Genomic DNA, 14,170 nt, shown 5'->3' with positions numbered 1-14,170 from the left:
AAGCCGCATTAAGCTTAACCAATTTTAAAAATGACAGTATTTACCATTGCAATGCTGATGTACAATTGCCGGTGTAAGCATTTTGGCTCATGAGCTAACCATAAAAAAGAGACTTAAAATTAACCTGCCTGAATTTACTTTAAGCAAACAGAAAATAATATTGACATAAAGCTATTGCGTTGTTTAATTTCCGGTTTACTTTTATACATGGCTAAATGTGGCCGATACAAATAAGTAACCCATGAAAATTTTAAAGGCGGTTTGTTGCTCATTATTTTATTTGATGGTGTGTTCGTCAACTTCCGCTCAGCACCAGCCGGCTACCATCAACGTTGACCTTTCCAAAGAAATTGGCGATATGACACCGGTTTGGGCATGGTTTGGCTACGATGAGCCAAATTATACTTATATGAAGGACGGCAAGAAATTACTTAGTGAGTTGGCGAAACTAAGCCCGGTACCGGTTTATGTTCGTGCACATAGCTTGCTTGTAAGCGGTAACGGCGAAGCTGCCCTGAAATGGGGATCAACCAATGCCTACACCGAAGATGCCAACGGTAAACCTGTATATAACTGGCATATTATTGACAGTATATTTGATACTTATGTAAAACGAGGCATGAAACCACTGGCGCAGATAGGCTTTATGCCGGAGGCACTTACCACCAATCATGCTAAACCTTACCGGCACCACTGGAAACCCGGCGACCCTTATAAGGATATTATCACAGGTTGGGCCTATCCTCCTAAAGATTACAACAAGTGGCGTGAACTTGTATACCAATGGGTTAAACATTCTGTAGAACGCTATGGGCAAAAGGAGGTGGAGAGCTGGTATTGGGAGGTTTGGAATGAGCCTAACGGTGATTACTGGATGGCCTCGCAGGAGGAATTCTTGAAATTATATGATTATGCTGCAGACGGGCTTAAAAAAGCACTTCCAACTGCGCGTATTGGCGGCAACAATATCGCGGGTACATCCGGCAGCCGGTCGCAGGAGTGGCTTAATAATTTCATAAACCACTGTATATCGGGTACTAACTATGCTACAGGCAAAAAAGGATCACCTTTAGAAGCTATACTTTTTCATGCCAAGGGGTCGCCGCGTTTAAAAAATGGTGTAGTGGTTATGAATATGGGTACTCAGCTTCGCGATATAGCTGCAGGCTTTAAAATAGCAACCTCCTACCCCCAAACCAGTAAACTACCGGTAATTATAGGTGAATCTGACCCGGAAGGCTGTGCGGCGTGCGGCATGGCAACCAACCCTGAAAATGCATATCGTAACGGCACCATGTACTCAAGCTATACTGCGGCATCATTTGCACGAAAATATTTATTAGCTGATGAAACAGGAGCAAATTTCCTCGGTGCCGTATCCTGGTCGTTTGAATTGAAAACCAGCCCTGGTTTTACGGTTTTCGTGATTTAGCAACTAATGGCGTTGATAAGCCGGTACTAAACGTTTTCAGGATGTTTGGCAAAATGTCAGGCAAGCGTGTACTTGTAAAGGGCAATAGAATGTATCCATTACAAACAGTAGTTGATTCCAGCGTACGAAGATCATTTACAGATATAGGCGCTACAGCTTCAAATGATGCAAAAAAAGCCGCCGTTATGATTTGGAATTATCATGATGAAGATATAAAAGCCGCAGCAGAACCCATTAATATAAGTATAGAAGGGCTCAAAGTAAAAAAAGTAAAAGTTACCCAATATATTATTGATAGTAAATACAGTAATTCGTACGAAGTCTGGAAAAAGATGGGATCTCCGCAATCACCCTCCGCACAGCAAATAAAAAAGCTGGAACAAGCCGGGCAACTGGCAACATTAGGCAAACCAATTACCCAAACTGTAAAAAACGGAATTTTAAACCTTGATGTAAACCTGGAAAGGCAAGCTGTGATGCTAATAAAGCTTGATTGGTAACATAAATACAGTGCTTAAACAGGCTACACAGCTTGCAGGATATAATGGCATACTGCTATAAAAATCAGAGAAAGAATATTACTGCGATGCAGTTATTTATTACCAAATTATTTTTTTATAAACTACTTGAAGTGCCATATTAAGAGGAGATAAAAGGTAGATAACCCAACAAAAACGCTTGAGCAGCTAACCGGCAAAAATGTGGCTTATTTTGCCTACCCTTATGGCTTGTGGAATAAAGAGTTATTGCCGGAGTTGAAAAAGCATCAGTTTAAGGCAGCGTTTCAATTAGCGGAAAAACGTGATCCGAATGAACCGCTATTTACTATTCGCAGAATAATCGGTAGCGGATACTGGTCAGCCGCGGGATTGAACCATGCAATGAAGAAAAGTTTTAAATAATTTACCGAGATAACATATACGTTTATAACGAGACGGACTTCAATAGCCTGTTTGATGTTACCACATTAAACATGTGATCTTACATTGTTCTATTAACTATGAGAGAAAATTAAGCCCTTTTAACAACTTACTGCGTTTAAGTAAATAAAGCACATTTATAAGATATCAGAACTAATTGGGGAATTTACTATTCAGAATGGCCGGTGATAATCTTTCCTTGCATGCTCGGGTTCAAAGTGAACACCGGGAGTTAACAAAAAAGCAGTATAATCCTGGAATATTGAAAGGTAAAAGGCCAGCACAAAAATGCCGGGATCAGTGTTGCTGCCAAATAAACCCATGGATCCCAGCTATGGGTAAACACATAGGTTGCCATTGCAAAGGCAACCATAATGGCTACATTCATGCCATAGCTTACAAACATTGCCACATAAAAATACCCCGGTTCTATCTCAAACTGAAAATTACAGTGCGGGCACCGGTCATTCATCTTCTGCCCAAAAACACTCAGAGGATTTGTAGCAAACATGTTTCCCGTGCGGCATTTCGGACATTTGCCGTGTAATGCCGCTTTAAATTCAGACCGCACGTAAGGTTGTTCTGAATTCATATTGCTGATTTCCGTTTCCATAATTAATAGAGATAGATTTTAATAGTTAGTATTACCACGTGTTTAATACCACATTCTCTGCGGCGTATTTATTAATCAGTTCATTTAGTTGCGGCATCTTCTGGATGCAAGGCGGGCAAGCGGTAAACCAAAAATTGAGTATAACTACCTTGCCTTTCAGCCGGCTTAAAGTCCAACTCTTACCTTTTAAATCCTTCAGCGTAAAATCGGGCGCCTGCTTGCCAAGCAACGCTTTCATTGATCTTTCGCTTTTTTTTCAATTTCCGCAAGTATACTGGCCATTTCAGGGGTCATCTTTATCAGGTGCATGACGTGATTTTTATCATCTTCTTTATTGTGCTGAAATAATATACGTTCAACATTCCATGCTTTTTTTAAACTGTCTATCTTATCTTCGGTAATCGACCTACCATCAGGTAATAAATATTGGGTTGCAGGTACTTGCTGGGCATACACCTCTGGCGAAAATTTTATTAAGAAAATGATAATGATGCTGATTTGATGATGTAGTTTCATTTTTATACTTTTTGATTTTACAAAGTTTAACCATTAAAGCTGATTGATTTTGTTGCTTGTTAAACAATCTGCTTAATGCTGATACCAAGTAAAATTCCTGATTTAATTTATGAATTACATTCACATAGGTTAATAAATGCAACAAGGTTCTAACCACCCGGTATTATCGTGCTGAAACTTTAACAAATAAATCTCTCCCCACTGTAATCAACCGCCAAAACTACCTGCGAACCTGGCGGCAATACCTATTATTCAACCATATATGAGGTGCGAAGATTTAGATTGACAGGCAATAAGTAGACACAAATATACCGGTTACAGGATGTCAAGGTTTCGAGCTACATAATAACTGGGTACCAGGGGCCGATAACCGATCTTTCTGATCTTAGATGTATCTAAAATACCCTCAAAAGGATCCACTAAACGACCTTGTTCGGTCCCGAAAGTTTCGTTGGCTTTACCAAAGCTATCGGCCAGTTCATAAAGGCTGATTGGCGCATCGTCAGCGATATTGTAAATCTCTCCATTAAGACCCTCAAGCGTCAACAGCAGTTGTATGCCTTGAGTCACATCCAGGTGATGCCCCATGTGCATGCGCCAGCCGGGATGGCGTTTCCATTTTTTTAAAAGGGGCAGGATTTCTTCGATATGTGGGTCTTTATCGCCGTACACAAAAGGCAAGCGCAGGATACGGACATCCAGGTCTTTCTTCAGGAGTTCCTGCTCGGCAGCGATCTTGCTGGCGGAATAAGCCCTCGGATCATTCGTGTTTAGTACTTCATCTTCTTTGGCGGGATGCCCATAACCGGAACCGTAGACATTACCGGTGCTGGTGAACACGAAACGTTTGACCCCAGCAGCTACAGCAGCATCTGCTAAAGCAATGGTGCCGTTATGGTTGGTTTTGATGATACCTTCATCATCCGTAAACGTGCGAAACAGCGCGGCCAGATGAACGACTGCCTCAACCCCGGTTACGGCAGGTGCCAGGCTGGTCGGATCAAAAAGATCGCCGACAACGATCTCGGCACCGGCCGGTGCTTTCGAGGCATCTCGCACCAATACACGTACTGCATAACCTTTGGCAATTAAACGTGGAACTAAACGGCTGCCGACCTTGCCGGTAGCACCAGTGACTAATATTTTCATGCCTCAAAGGTCGGTCGGCAAAAAAATACCAGCAAACGAAAATCAAACCAATAAGTATGATAATCAAACCTGACGGAAAAATTTTGGCGTAGCTCCGGTGATCCTTTTGAAATAATTATTAAAATAGGTTGGGTAGTCAAAGCCCAGCGCATAAGCGATATCTGCCACGTTCCAGTCGGTATGCTGTAGCAGTGCTTTCGCTTCTGCTACTATCCGCTCAGAAATATGAACCGAAGTGGGTTTACCCGTAACTTCTTTAACGGCCCGATTAAGATAATTAATGTGTACCGCAAGTTTCGCGGCAAAATCCTGCGGCGTTCGCAGCTTCAGCGGTGCGGCAGTATGTTCAATCGGAAATTGCCGTTCCAGCAGATCGAGAAACGAATAGGTGAGACGAGAGGCACCATTCTTCGAATTCGGCAAAAGCGGCTGTATGACCAGTGCCTCATGAATGATCAGTTCGATACAGCTTTTGATCACGTCGCCCTTGTAGTTATAATCGCTGTGATGAACAGCCAGCATCTTCTGAAATATTGACCGAATAAAAGCCGCCTGCTCCTCGTTCAGTGAAATCATTGGGTTCTCACTGGCGTTCCACAGCGGTGACTTCTTTACAATCCCCGGCATAAAAGCTTCCGTAAAGATACAGGCATAACCGGCAGTGTTTACGGAGCGCCGCACCACGGACCGCATACCCGTGGGTTCACAAAAAACAGTATCGTGCCGTTCAGTTGCAGTAGTTCTCCGCCGTAGCTGATCGTCATCTCACCTGTGACAAGGCCCATCTTATAAAAATCTCGCCGGCCGTGAACCGCGGGTACCTCTACAAAAGCCGGCAGTTTGTGCACCTTGAAGCCCTGCAAGCGCAGTTCAGCCATATTGACGCCCGGAATTTCATTGACCATGCCGCAAAGTTAATAAAATCAAACCTGAATTTTCTGCTAAACATATCGGGCCAGATAAGGCGCGGTTCGGCTTGATCTAACCTTGGCGATATCTTGCGGCGTGCCGGCCGCTACGATCCGTCCGCCTGCTTCGCCGGCACCGGGGCCAATGTCAATCACCCAGTCGCTCCCCGCGATCACCTGCATATCATGTTCAACCAGGATCACCGTATTACCAGCATCAACCAGGCGATTGAGCTGTAGTAGCAATCTTTCAACATCAGAAGGGTGCAGACCCGTGGTCGGCTCATCCAGGATATAAAGCGTTTGCCCATGCTGGGCGCGCTGCAATTCCGTCGCCAGTTTGATCCGCTGGGCCTCGCCGCCGGAAAGTTCCGTGGCGGGCTGGCCCAGGCGCAGGTAACCCAGCCCTACCTCACGCACAACTTCCAGCGCACGGCTTACAGCCGGTTCCTCGTCAAAAAAAATAGCGGCTTCATCTACCGTCAGGCCCAGCACTTCAGCGATATGCTTATCCTTATAACGGATCTCCAACGTCTTTTGATTATAGCGAGTACCGCCGCAGGTAGGGCAAGGTGTGTATACACTCGGCAAAAATAACAATTCAACCATAACCATGCCTTCGCCTTCGCAATGCGGGCAGCGGCCTTTAGCTACGTTGAAGGAAAAACGCCCGGCATCATATTTCCTGGATCTCGCCACAGGTGTAGCGGCAAATAATTTACGCACATGATCAAACAACCCGGTGTAAGTGGCCAGGTTGGAACGCGGTGTCCGTCCGATCGGTTTTTGGTCCACGACGACTAACCGTTTGATGGTTTTCATGCCCGCGGTGATTCGCCCGCCTAAGGTCATCACTTCTTCGTGTTCCAGCGGATCTGCCTCGTTATCCCCTGAAATATCGATCTGCACACCTAATTGTTCAGCTACCAGTTCGACAAGCGCCTGGCTTACCAGCGTGCTTTTGCCCGAGCCGGAAACCCCTGTCACGCTGGTGATTACCCCTAAAGGAAATTTGGCATCCAGCTTATTTAAGTTATTTCTGGTAACACCATACAGTTGTAGCCAGCATTTGGGAAGGCGAGGTTCCCCGGAAGCCTTTACTTGCTGTTCATAAAGATAATGACGGGTCAGGGATGCTTCCACTTCTTTCAACCCGGCCGGCAGGCCGCTATAGAGAATATTGCCTCCCTGCTCACCGGCTGCCGGCCCCACATCCACTATCCAGTCTGCATGGCGGATGACATCGATCTCATGTTCGACCACGAACAATGAGTTGCCTGACGCTTTGAGTTTGTCCAGTGTCCGCAACAAGGCTTCGGTATCCGCCGGATGTAAACCGGCAGAAGGTTCATCCAGTACATAGACCACGCCAAATAAATTAGAGCGCACCTGTGTAGCCAGTCTTAATCGCTGTAACTCGCCTGGCGACAAGGTAGGCGTGCTGCGCTCAATGGTCAGGTAACCTAATCCCAAGTCCAGCATAACCTGCAGCCGAGCCAAAAAATCTTCAGCTATACGCCGGGCAACCACCACTTTTTCCGGGTATTTCGCAGCCAGCTTTTTTAAAGCGGGCGCGGAGCCGTTGGCATACAGCTCAAAAATGGCTGCCAGCTTATTCAATGCCAAACCCGATATCTCAGCAATATCATAATCGGCAAATTTAACGCTCAAGGATTCTTGCCGCAGCCTTTTACCCCGGCACAACGGGCATTCACTGCTCCGCATATATTGGCTGACCCGCTTTTTCATCAGCGCGCTTTGGGTATGCGCAAAGGTGTGCTGTACATAACGACGTGCACCGGTGAAAGTGCCCATGTAATCCGGCTGCCTTTTGTTCTTAATAAAGCGCTTGATCTCTTCATGACTGTAGCCCGAATATACCGGTACTACCGGCTGCTCGTCAGTAAACAAGATCCAGTCGCGGTCTTTTTTCGGAAGGTCGCGCCATGGTACATCAATATCATAACCCAGGGTGGTCAGGATATCTCGCTGGTTCTGCCCCTGCCATGCCGACGGCCAGGCCGCGATCGCTTTCTGCCGGATGGTCAGGTTATCGTCAGGCACCATCGTTTCTTCCGTAATCTCATACACTTTTCCCAAACCATGACATTCCGGGCAGGCACCTTCTGGCGTGTTCGGTGAAAATGATTCGGCGTAAATAATATCCTGCCCCGGCGGATAGTCGCCGGCGCGTGAATAAAGCATGCGCAGTAGGTTGGACAATGTGGTCACGCTGCCAACCGATGAGCGGGTGCTGGCCGCGCCACGCTGCTGCTGCAACGCAACCGCGGGCGGCAAACCTTCTATCTCGTCAACTTCAGGAATAGCCATCTGGTTGAACAGGCGGCGCGCATAAGGCGAAACGGATTCCAGGTAACGCCGCTGCGCTTCCGCATACAAAGTTCCAAAAGCCAGCGAGGATTTGCCCGAGCCGGAAACACCGGTAAAAACCACCAGCGCATCCCGCGGTATCTCCAGGCTTACATTTTTTAAGTTATGTTCCCTGGCGCCCCTAACCTTAACAAATCCATTTAAGTCCATATATTTTTAACAGCCGCCCGGCAGGCATTGTTTGTACCCTAAGCAGGCCACAACTGCCGGTCAAGTACGCCCGGTTACCGCTTTTCCGTATAGCCGGTCATTTCTCGAATCATCGTGCCCGGCTATTCACCATACAGCCAACTCCGCTTTATTGCCTGCCTTAGATTGATATCCCTTTAATCATTTGTTTGCATGGTTGATATAATATTATTTTCAGGATTTGTCAGTAATCCGGCAACGGCGGCACATAATGCATCATTATTAAATGGTTTATCCATGATCAGGTCGGCACCATAATCCCCTAAAGAATCTAACACTTTACCATAACCGGATAAAATTATGACCGGTAAATGTGATGTGCGGGTATCGCGCTTAATAGCTCCGCAATATTCGCCCCCGTTAATTGCCTCAAGTATATAATCTGTAATAATCAGGTCTGGTTTGATATCTACAACCGTTTTTACAATGTCAACTGATTCTACAATTGCTATCACCTGGCAATCATCATTCGTCAAGATCGTCTTTAATATTTCTGTAATATCCGGATCATCTTCTATGATCAAAATCTTTTTCTTTTCCATTGGGTATGTGTTTCAGCCTTCAAGCCAGCTTTAATTACAACTTGATTGCCTGCACAATAATCATGCTATTCAATATAAATATTTTAATCTAAAGTGCAGTTATAACCTTGGCAATCCTGGGCAAAAGCAGTTTTCATAAGTTAATTTTTTAAATAGATGTATATTCTTATTTAAAAAAATGTTACAGGAGAACAAAGATTTTCTCAAGACTTAGAACAATAGCAAAACCAATGTGTTTAAACAACAGCCTACTTTCATCACAATCATGTAAGCCGTTCCCAATTCCTTTCTAAACATTAATCTAATATTTTAAAAAACAAACCATGAGTAAAGAAACAGGGGAACCTAAATTCAGCACAAAAACATCACCTAAAGCCGAACCGGCTTTACTGGAATTATTTACCGATGGCATTAAAGATATTTATTGGGCCGAAAATCATTTAGTAAAAACGTTACCTAAAATGATAAAAGCTGCCACATCTGCAACGCTGGCGGCGGGTATTGAAAAGCACCTTGAAGAAACCAAAAATCATGTTTCCCGCCTGGAACAGGTATTTGAGTTACTGGGCGAAAAGGTACAGGCACAAAAATGTGATGCTATGGAAGGCTTGGCTAAAGAAGGAGAAGGCATTATTGAAAGCACCGAAGCAGGTACAGCAACCCGAGATGTTGGTATTATACTGGCTTCGCAAAAAGTAGAGCATTATGAGATAGCCACCTACGGCGGGTTAAATCAACTGGCCATAACCTTGGGTTTAAATGATATAGCCGATTTGCTGGCTCAAACATTGGCCGAAGAAAAAGCAGCCGACCAACAATTGACCGACGTTGCCGAAAAAGATATTAATTACCAAGCAGCCGAAGAGGCATAACCTATGAGTAAAAAGAAACCATCGCCCAAAATGGGTACAGAGCCGGCTATAGATAAAAAACTGGCACCGCAGCCCGAAAATGATAAAACCATGCAACTGGCAGCCCACACGCTTGATGCTGCCGGCGAAAAAATGCGCACAAATACCGGGTTATATATTAACGATGACCAAAACTCCCTAAAAGCGGGCGACCGCGGCCCTACCCTACTGGAAGATTTTATTCTGCGTGAAAAGATAACCCATTTTGATCATGAACGCATTCCTGAACGGGTAGTACATGCACGAGGGTCAGGAGCACACGGCGTATTTAAACTATATGAATCATTGTCGCCGGTTACTAAAGCTGCTTTCCTGAATGAGGTAGATAGAGAAACGCCGGTATTTGTTCGGTTTTCAACTGTTGCAGGCTCAAGAGGATCTACTGATCTGGCACGTGATGTACGTGGCTTTGCCGTGCGCTTTTATACTCCTGAAGGTAATTTTGACCTGGTAGGTAATAACATGCCGGTTTTTTTTATACAGGATGCCATTAAATTCCCTGACCTAGTACATGCCGTAAAACCCGAACCGGACAATGAAATTCCGCAAGCGGCATCGGCACACGATACTTTTTGGGATTTTATATCACTTACGCCCGAATCATCACACATGATTATGTGGGCCATGAGCGACCGTGCGATCCCGCGTAGCTACCGTATGATGGAAGGCTTTGGTGTACACACCTTTAGATTAATTAATGCCGAAGGTAAAGCCAGCTTTGTAAAATTTCATTGGAAACCGTTATTAGGCGTACATTCTGTTGCCTGGGATGAGGCGCAAAATATCTCAGGTAAAGACCCTGACTTTCACCGCCGCGACTTATGGGATTCCATTGAAAGTGGTGCCTATCCCGAATATGAGCTGGGTTTACAAATCATCCCTGAAGAGGATGAGTTTAAATTTGATTTCGATCTGCTTGACCCTACTAAAATCGTTCCGGAAGAACTGGTGCCTGTACAACTTGTAGGTAAATTAACACTTAATCGCAATCCGGATAATTTTTTTGCAGAAACCGAGCAAATTGCTTTCCACTTAGGACACATTGTGCCGGGTATTGACTTTACTAATGATCCGCTGTTACAGGGACGATTATTCTCTTATACTGATACACAGCTTACCCGCTTAGGCGGACCTAATTTCCAGGAAATCCCCATTAACCGCCCTATCGTACCGGTGTATAACAACCAGCGCGATGGCTTTATGCGCCAAACAATAAATAAAGGCAAAACAAGCTACGGGCCAAACGGCATCAGCAATAATGATCCGCAGCAGGTAAAAGAAGCTGACGGCGGTTTTGTAAGTTACCAGGAACGTATAGAAGCACGCAAGATAAGAGCGCGAAGTAAAAGTTTCTTTGATCATTTCAGCCAGGCACGACTGTTCTTCAACAGCCAGTCTGACCCAGAAAAAAATCACATTGTTGATGCTTTGACCTTTGAATTAGGTAAAGTTAAAATGATAGCGATCCGGGAGCGAATGCTGGGCGTACTGGTACAAATTGACAAGGGGCTTGCTACACAGGTGGCCTACGGCTTAGGTTTGCACTTACCTGAAGTATTGCCAACTAATCAAAACGTTCCTGCCGACGCAAATCCGGCTGATTATGCTTCAATACAGGTGGAAGGAGCATTAGCTGAATCATCAGCGTTAAGTATGGCCAACACTATAAAAGATACAATAAAAAGCCGCAAGATTGCCATACTGGCTGCCGATGGCGCTGATGCAAAATCTATAAGTGCAGTTAAGGCAGCATTGGAAGCTGAAGCCGCAGTTGTGGAAATAATAGCGCCAAAGCTTGGTTTTATTATAGCATTAGATGATACACAATTTGAAGTAGACCAAAGCTTTTTAACCGCCGCTTCGGTATTATTTGACTCAGTATATGTAGCCGGTGGTACTAACGCGGTTGCAACCTTAGAAGCAGAGGCCAACGCCGTGCACTTCCTGAACGAAGCGTTTAAACACTGCAAGCCAATTGCAGCACATAATGATGCTATGCAAGTACTGGAAGCCACGTACTTTAGTAAAAAATTGCCGTCTGATTTTAATGAAGATACTGTTTTAAGTGAAGGTATTTTAGTTGGCGATGCCGACAAAGGCTTTAACAGCCTTTTTGCTAAAATGATTGCGCAGCACCGCTTTTGGGAACGCGAGAAACCACGATTTATACCTGCATAAGCATGGACGATATAATTAAACAACTGACAGGTGCCGCGAGAAGCGGCAACCTCTCTGCTTTGAATTCAATATTGGCAATGGGCGTAGATATTAACGCAAAGGATGAAAAAGGTTATACACCGCTAATTATTGCCGCCTATAACAATCAGGCTAACGCGGTAAAGTTACTGTTAAACGCGGGTGCCGATGTGAACTCGGCGGACTTTGGCGGTAACACTGCATTGATGGGAGTTTGTTTTAAGGGTTATCCTGAGATAGCAGAAATACTTATTGCAAATGGCGCAAATCTCGATCAGCAACATGGCAACGGCGGTACAGCCCTGATGTTTGCAGCTATGTTTGGCAGAAACGAACTTGTTAAACTATTGGTGGATAAAGGTGCGGATCGTTATGTACTTGATGCACGCGGGCTATCAGTTTTTGACCTGGCCGCCCAGCAAGGTAACGAAGATGCTATAGCAATACTTGAAGCTTAGTGACAAAATAAGATAAACCTAAATACTAGGTAAAACACTATACGCATTTCGGTAATCAGCATTGCTAAATTGGTTATTATTTAGAACCCAATAAACTTACTTATTCATAAATGCAATGCGCTTTGTGTTAACATTTTGGTTTATAGTCAGCCATTATTAAGCTGTAAAGTTCAGATTTCAGCGGAGTGGACATTGTTCACTCCGCTGTCTTGATCATGTTATTATTGCCTTTATTGATATTGGAAAACCCAAGGTAAATGCTTAATGCGGTAACTTGGTTTTAAGCAATCCATAGAGGTAGGTGCCAATCAAAGCCCCCAATACAACTATGAACATCGTCAAAAAGCCGTAACCAATATTAACAAACATAGAACCAGGACAGGAGCCGGCAAACGCCCACCCTAACCCAAAAATTGATCCGCCTAAGATGTATTTGATCCAGCTTTTATCTTTATCAGGTATGATAATCGGGTTGCCCTGCGAATCTTTTACATTAAAGCGCTTTATCAGATACACCGCAAGCACGCCGATAGCAACTGCTGTGCCTATGATGCCATACATATGAAATGATTGAAAACGAAACATTTCCTGGATGCGATACCAGGATATCGCTTCTGATTTGGCCATGATTATACTGAAAGTAATACCGGCCAGAATAAATTTAAATCCTTTCATGAGTTAAAAAATCAAGGGTAAAAGTAAATGGGTCATGATGAGCCCGCCTGCAAAGAAACCAATAATAGCAACCAGTGGTGGAAGCTGAAGGTTAGACAGTCCGCTGATAGCATGGCCTGAAGTACACCCGCCTGCATAACGCGAGCCAAAACCAACCAACAAACCGCCAAAAAGCATGAGTATAATGTTTTTTACCGATAACGCCTGAAGGCTAAACAACTGCGATGGATTGAGCTGTCCGTCAAAATGAATACCTAACGTACTCAGATCTTTAACTGTGGCAGGTGCGAGTTGCAAAGGTTGGCCGCTATTAAGCAAGGTGTACGAGATCACACCTCCGATAACTGATCCTACAATAAACAACGAGTATGAAGTAGCCAGCATCGGCGTGGTGCCGAAAAGATAGACCAGCACCGGAACCGTCATGATAGAGCCACCTCCGCCGATAAGGCCAAGAGAAATTCCGATGAGTGCTGAAGCTATGTAGGCGATAATTTCCATGTGCGTAAAATTTATACACACAAAATTCGCCATGAAGGGAGCGCGCAGACGGTGACTTATGTCACGCTGCGAATTATTTCTTCCACTCGATATAATTGCGGTGCAAAACGATGTCGCCCCGCTATTCCATTTTCTTTAATAAACGGGATATTAACTCGCGTGAAGAGTTGAGGTCAGCAGCAATTTCACTATGAGTGATCTTCAACTCCCGGACATTTAGTTTTTTATATTGGTTTTGCAAATAAAAGATCAGCCGCTGATCCATATCTTTGAAAGCGATATGGTCGATCACAACCAGTAATTCTTCATACCTCGATCGGTAGGTTTCCAACACAAAGTAATACCAGGTCTTATAAGTGGTCATCATGGAATCATCAAATTAATGGGTACTGAAGCTAATCCAATGATTTATCTTCTTGTAGTAAGTAGATATATTTAGGATATACGATAAACATACTAATTTGTTAGCTTATGACTTTGTTAACTCCCGAACGCATTAGTGCCTAATCCTGATGCTTTTACCACCTTATCCGGATCGGTAATATTATCCGGGGCAGCCTTACATAGCTGAACGCCTGACTTATAACATCACAAAAAAATTTCATCTATACCTGTAAGGTTATCATCCGCAGCCCGACCAAGTAAATAAATAAACAACGTATCAAATGAAAACATTCCTTTCAAAATCCTTGAGTATCGCAGTAGCAGCGATATTGTTTTTATCTCTTAACGGTCAAGCTCAGGATAAAATGAGTAAGATGAAAAAAGA

16 protein-coding genes and 1 pseudogene are annotated in these 14,170 nt (G+C 44.2%); 6 read left to right on the top strand and 11 right to left on the bottom strand.

Annotation, left to right across the window (positions count from 1 at the left end; all coding sequences use genetic code 11):
• Positions 1 to 241 precede the first annotated feature (241 nt).
• The 3 genes and pseudogenes from AC3WJC_RS07580 to AC3WJC_RS07570 form a co-directional block, all read left to right on the top strand.
• Positions 242 to 1,432, top strand: coding sequence for a GH39 family glycosyl hydrolase (locus AC3WJC_RS07580; RefSeq protein WP_492398469.1), 1,191 nt, complete (start codon positions 242 to 244; stop codon positions 1,430 to 1,432).
• Positions 1,393 to 1,932: a GH39 family glycosyl hydrolase gene (locus AC3WJC_RS07575; protein ID WP_492398990.1), complete on the top strand. Its 540-nt coding sequence runs from the start codon at positions 1,393 to 1,395 to the stop codon at positions 1,930 to 1,932. The genes AC3WJC_RS07580 and AC3WJC_RS07575 overlap by 40 nt, the downstream gene beginning before the upstream one ends.
• Before the next feature lie 174 nt (positions 1,933 to 2,106).
• A pseudogene (locus AC3WJC_RS07570) lies at positions 2,107 to 2,334 on the top strand (polysaccharide deacetylase family protein); the annotation flags it as partial.
• A 250-nt stretch (positions 2,335 to 2,584) separates the two neighbouring features.
• Here AC3WJC_RS07570 and AC3WJC_RS07565 read toward each other — a convergent pair.
• The 8 genes from AC3WJC_RS07565 to AC3WJC_RS07530 form a co-directional block, all read right to left on the bottom strand.
• Positions 2,585 to 2,965 carry a DUF983 domain-containing protein gene (locus AC3WJC_RS07565; protein ID WP_492398468.1) on the bottom strand — a complete coding sequence of 127 codons (381 nt, stop codon included), beginning with the start codon at positions 2,963 to 2,965 and terminating at the stop codon, positions 2,585 to 2,587.
• A 31-nt stretch (positions 2,966 to 2,996) separates the two neighbouring features.
• Positions 2,997 to 3,203, bottom strand: a complete 207-nt coding sequence (locus AC3WJC_RS07560; RefSeq protein ID WP_492398467.1) for a peroxiredoxin family protein — start codon at positions 3,201 to 3,203, stop codon at positions 2,997 to 2,999.
• Entirely contained in the window at positions 3,200 to 3,481 is a 282-nt protein-coding gene (locus AC3WJC_RS07555; protein ID WP_492398466.1) for a hypothetical protein, read from the bottom strand. The genes AC3WJC_RS07560 and AC3WJC_RS07555 overlap by 4 nt, the downstream gene beginning before the upstream one ends.
• A 315-nt stretch (positions 3,482 to 3,796) precedes the next feature.
• Positions 3,797 to 4,630 (bottom strand): NAD-dependent epimerase/dehydratase family protein, encoded by an 834-nt coding sequence (locus tag AC3WJC_RS07550; RefSeq protein WP_492398465.1) that lies wholly within the window; start codon positions 4,628 to 4,630, stop codon positions 3,797 to 3,799.
• Positions 4,631 to 4,693: 63 nt separating this feature from the next.
• The gene (locus AC3WJC_RS07545; RefSeq protein ID WP_492398464.1) at positions 4,694 to 5,257 is read right to left on the bottom strand and encodes a helix-turn-helix domain-containing protein; all 564 of its coding nucleotides are present in this window, start codon (positions 5,255 to 5,257) and stop codon (positions 4,694 to 4,696) included.
• 38 nt (positions 5,258 to 5,295) lie between these two features.
• The gene (locus tag AC3WJC_RS07540; RefSeq protein ID WP_492398463.1) at positions 5,296 to 5,535 is read right to left on the bottom strand and encodes a hypothetical protein; all 240 of its coding nucleotides are present in this window, start codon (positions 5,533 to 5,535) and stop codon (positions 5,296 to 5,298) included.
• Between the two features lie 36 nt (positions 5,536 to 5,571).
• Entirely contained in the window at positions 5,572 to 8,079 is a 2,508-nt protein-coding gene (gene uvrA, locus AC3WJC_RS07535) for an excinuclease ABC subunit UvrA (protein ID WP_492398462.1), read from the bottom strand.
• 176 nt (positions 8,080 to 8,255) lie between these two features.
• On the bottom strand, positions 8,256 to 8,660 hold the full coding sequence (locus tag AC3WJC_RS07530; protein ID WP_492398461.1) for a response regulator: 405 nt from the start codon (positions 8,658 to 8,660) through the stop codon (positions 8,256 to 8,258).
• A 323-nt stretch (positions 8,661 to 8,983) separates the two neighbouring features.
• On the opposite strand from AC3WJC_RS07530, the gene AC3WJC_RS07525 reads away from it, so the two are divergent.
• Genes AC3WJC_RS07525 through AC3WJC_RS07515 form a run of 3 tightly spaced genes read left to right on the top strand, consistent with a single transcriptional unit; the run spans position 8,984 to position 12,225 of the window.
• The gene (locus AC3WJC_RS07525; RefSeq protein ID WP_492398460.1) at positions 8,984 to 9,532 is read left to right on the top strand and encodes a YciE/YciF ferroxidase family protein; all 549 of its coding nucleotides are present in this window, start codon (positions 8,984 to 8,986) and stop codon (positions 9,530 to 9,532) included.
• Positions 9,533 to 9,535: 3 nt separating this feature from the next.
• A complete protein-coding gene (locus AC3WJC_RS07520; protein ID WP_492398459.1) occupies positions 9,536 to 11,749 on the top strand; it encodes a catalase in 2,214 nt (737 codons plus the stop codon).
• Between the two features lie 2 nt (positions 11,750 to 11,751).
• On the top strand, positions 11,752 to 12,225 hold the full coding sequence (locus tag AC3WJC_RS07515; protein WP_492398458.1) for an ankyrin repeat domain-containing protein: 474 nt from the start codon (positions 11,752 to 11,754) through the stop codon (positions 12,223 to 12,225).
• Between the two features lie 261 nt (positions 12,226 to 12,486).
• Here the strand turns inward: AC3WJC_RS07515 and AC3WJC_RS07510 are convergent, their stop codons facing one another.
• The 3 genes from AC3WJC_RS07510 to AC3WJC_RS07500 all read right to left on the bottom strand — a co-directional run bounded on the left by AC3WJC_RS07510 (position 12,487) and on the right by AC3WJC_RS07500 (position 13,768).
• A complete protein-coding gene (locus tag AC3WJC_RS07510; protein WP_492398457.1) occupies positions 12,487 to 12,900 on the bottom strand; it encodes a DUF6691 family protein in 414 nt (137 codons plus the stop codon).
• Between the two features lie 3 nt (positions 12,901 to 12,903).
• Positions 12,904 to 13,401: a YeeE/YedE family protein gene (locus AC3WJC_RS07505; RefSeq protein ID WP_492398456.1), complete on the bottom strand. Its 498-nt coding sequence runs from the start codon at positions 13,399 to 13,401 to the stop codon at positions 12,904 to 12,906.
• A 121-nt stretch (positions 13,402 to 13,522) separates the two neighbouring features.
• Positions 13,523 to 13,768: a cyclic nucleotide-binding domain-containing protein gene (locus tag AC3WJC_RS07500; RefSeq protein ID WP_492398455.1), complete on the bottom strand. Its 246-nt coding sequence runs from the start codon at positions 13,766 to 13,768 to the stop codon at positions 13,523 to 13,525.
• Between the last annotated feature and the right edge of the window lie 402 nt (positions 13,769 to 14,170).

It is taken from the genome of Mucilaginibacter sp. FW306-07-L, assembly GCF_058782065.1.
The sequence above is the reverse complement of the archived record's forward strand: the minus strand, read 5'-3'. Positions and strand labels throughout refer to the sequence as shown.

Excerpts from the sequence above, each read along its gene's own strand:
- AC3WJC_RS07580 (WP_492398469.1), top strand. The coding sequence starts at position 242 with ATGAAAATTTTAAAGGCGGTTTGTTGCTCATTATTTTATTTGATGGTG.
- AC3WJC_RS07565 (WP_492398468.1), bottom strand. The coding sequence starts at position 2,965 with ATGGAAACGGAAATCAGCAATATGAATTCAGAACAACCTTACGTGCGG.
- AC3WJC_RS07560 (WP_492398467.1), bottom strand. The coding sequence starts at position 3,203 with ATGAAAGCGTTGCTTGGCAAGCAGGCGCCCGATTTTACGCTGAAGGAT.
- AC3WJC_RS07555 (WP_492398466.1), bottom strand. The coding sequence starts at position 3,481 with ATGAAACTACATCATCAAATCAGCATCATTATCATTTTCTTAATAAAA.
- AC3WJC_RS07550 (WP_492398465.1), bottom strand. The coding sequence starts at position 4,630 with ATGAAAATATTAGTCACTGGTGCTACCGGCAAGGTCGGCAGCCGTTTA.
- AC3WJC_RS07545 (WP_492398464.1), bottom strand. The coding sequence starts at position 5,257 with ATGCCGGGGATTGTAAAGAAGTCACCGCTGTGGAACGCCAGTGAGAAC.
- AC3WJC_RS07540 (WP_492398463.1), bottom strand. The coding sequence starts at position 5,535 with ATGGTCAATGAAATTCCGGGCGTCAATATGGCTGAACTGCGCTTGCAG.
- uvrA (WP_492398462.1), bottom strand. The coding sequence starts at position 8,079 with ATGGACTTAAATGGATTTGTTAAGGTTAGGGGCGCCAGGGAACATAAC.
- AC3WJC_RS07530 (WP_492398461.1), bottom strand. The coding sequence starts at position 8,660 with ATGGAAAAGAAAAAGATTTTGATCATAGAAGATGATCCGGATATTACA.
- AC3WJC_RS07525 (WP_492398460.1), top strand. The coding sequence starts at position 8,984 with ATGAGTAAAGAAACAGGGGAACCTAAATTCAGCACAAAAACATCACCT.
- AC3WJC_RS07520 (WP_492398459.1), top strand. The coding sequence starts at position 9,536 with ATGAGTAAAAAGAAACCATCGCCCAAAATGGGTACAGAGCCGGCTATA.
- AC3WJC_RS07515 (WP_492398458.1), top strand. The coding sequence starts at position 11,752 with ATGGACGATATAATTAAACAACTGACAGGTGCCGCGAGAAGCGGCAAC.
- AC3WJC_RS07510 (WP_492398457.1), bottom strand. The coding sequence starts at position 12,900 with ATGAAAGGATTTAAATTTATTCTGGCCGGTATTACTTTCAGTATAATC.
- AC3WJC_RS07505 (WP_492398456.1), bottom strand. The coding sequence starts at position 13,401 with ATGGAAATTATCGCCTACATAGCTTCAGCACTCATCGGAATTTCTCTT.
- AC3WJC_RS07500 (WP_492398455.1), bottom strand. The coding sequence starts at position 13,768 with ATGATGACCACTTATAAGACCTGGTATTACTTTGTGTTGGAAACCTAC.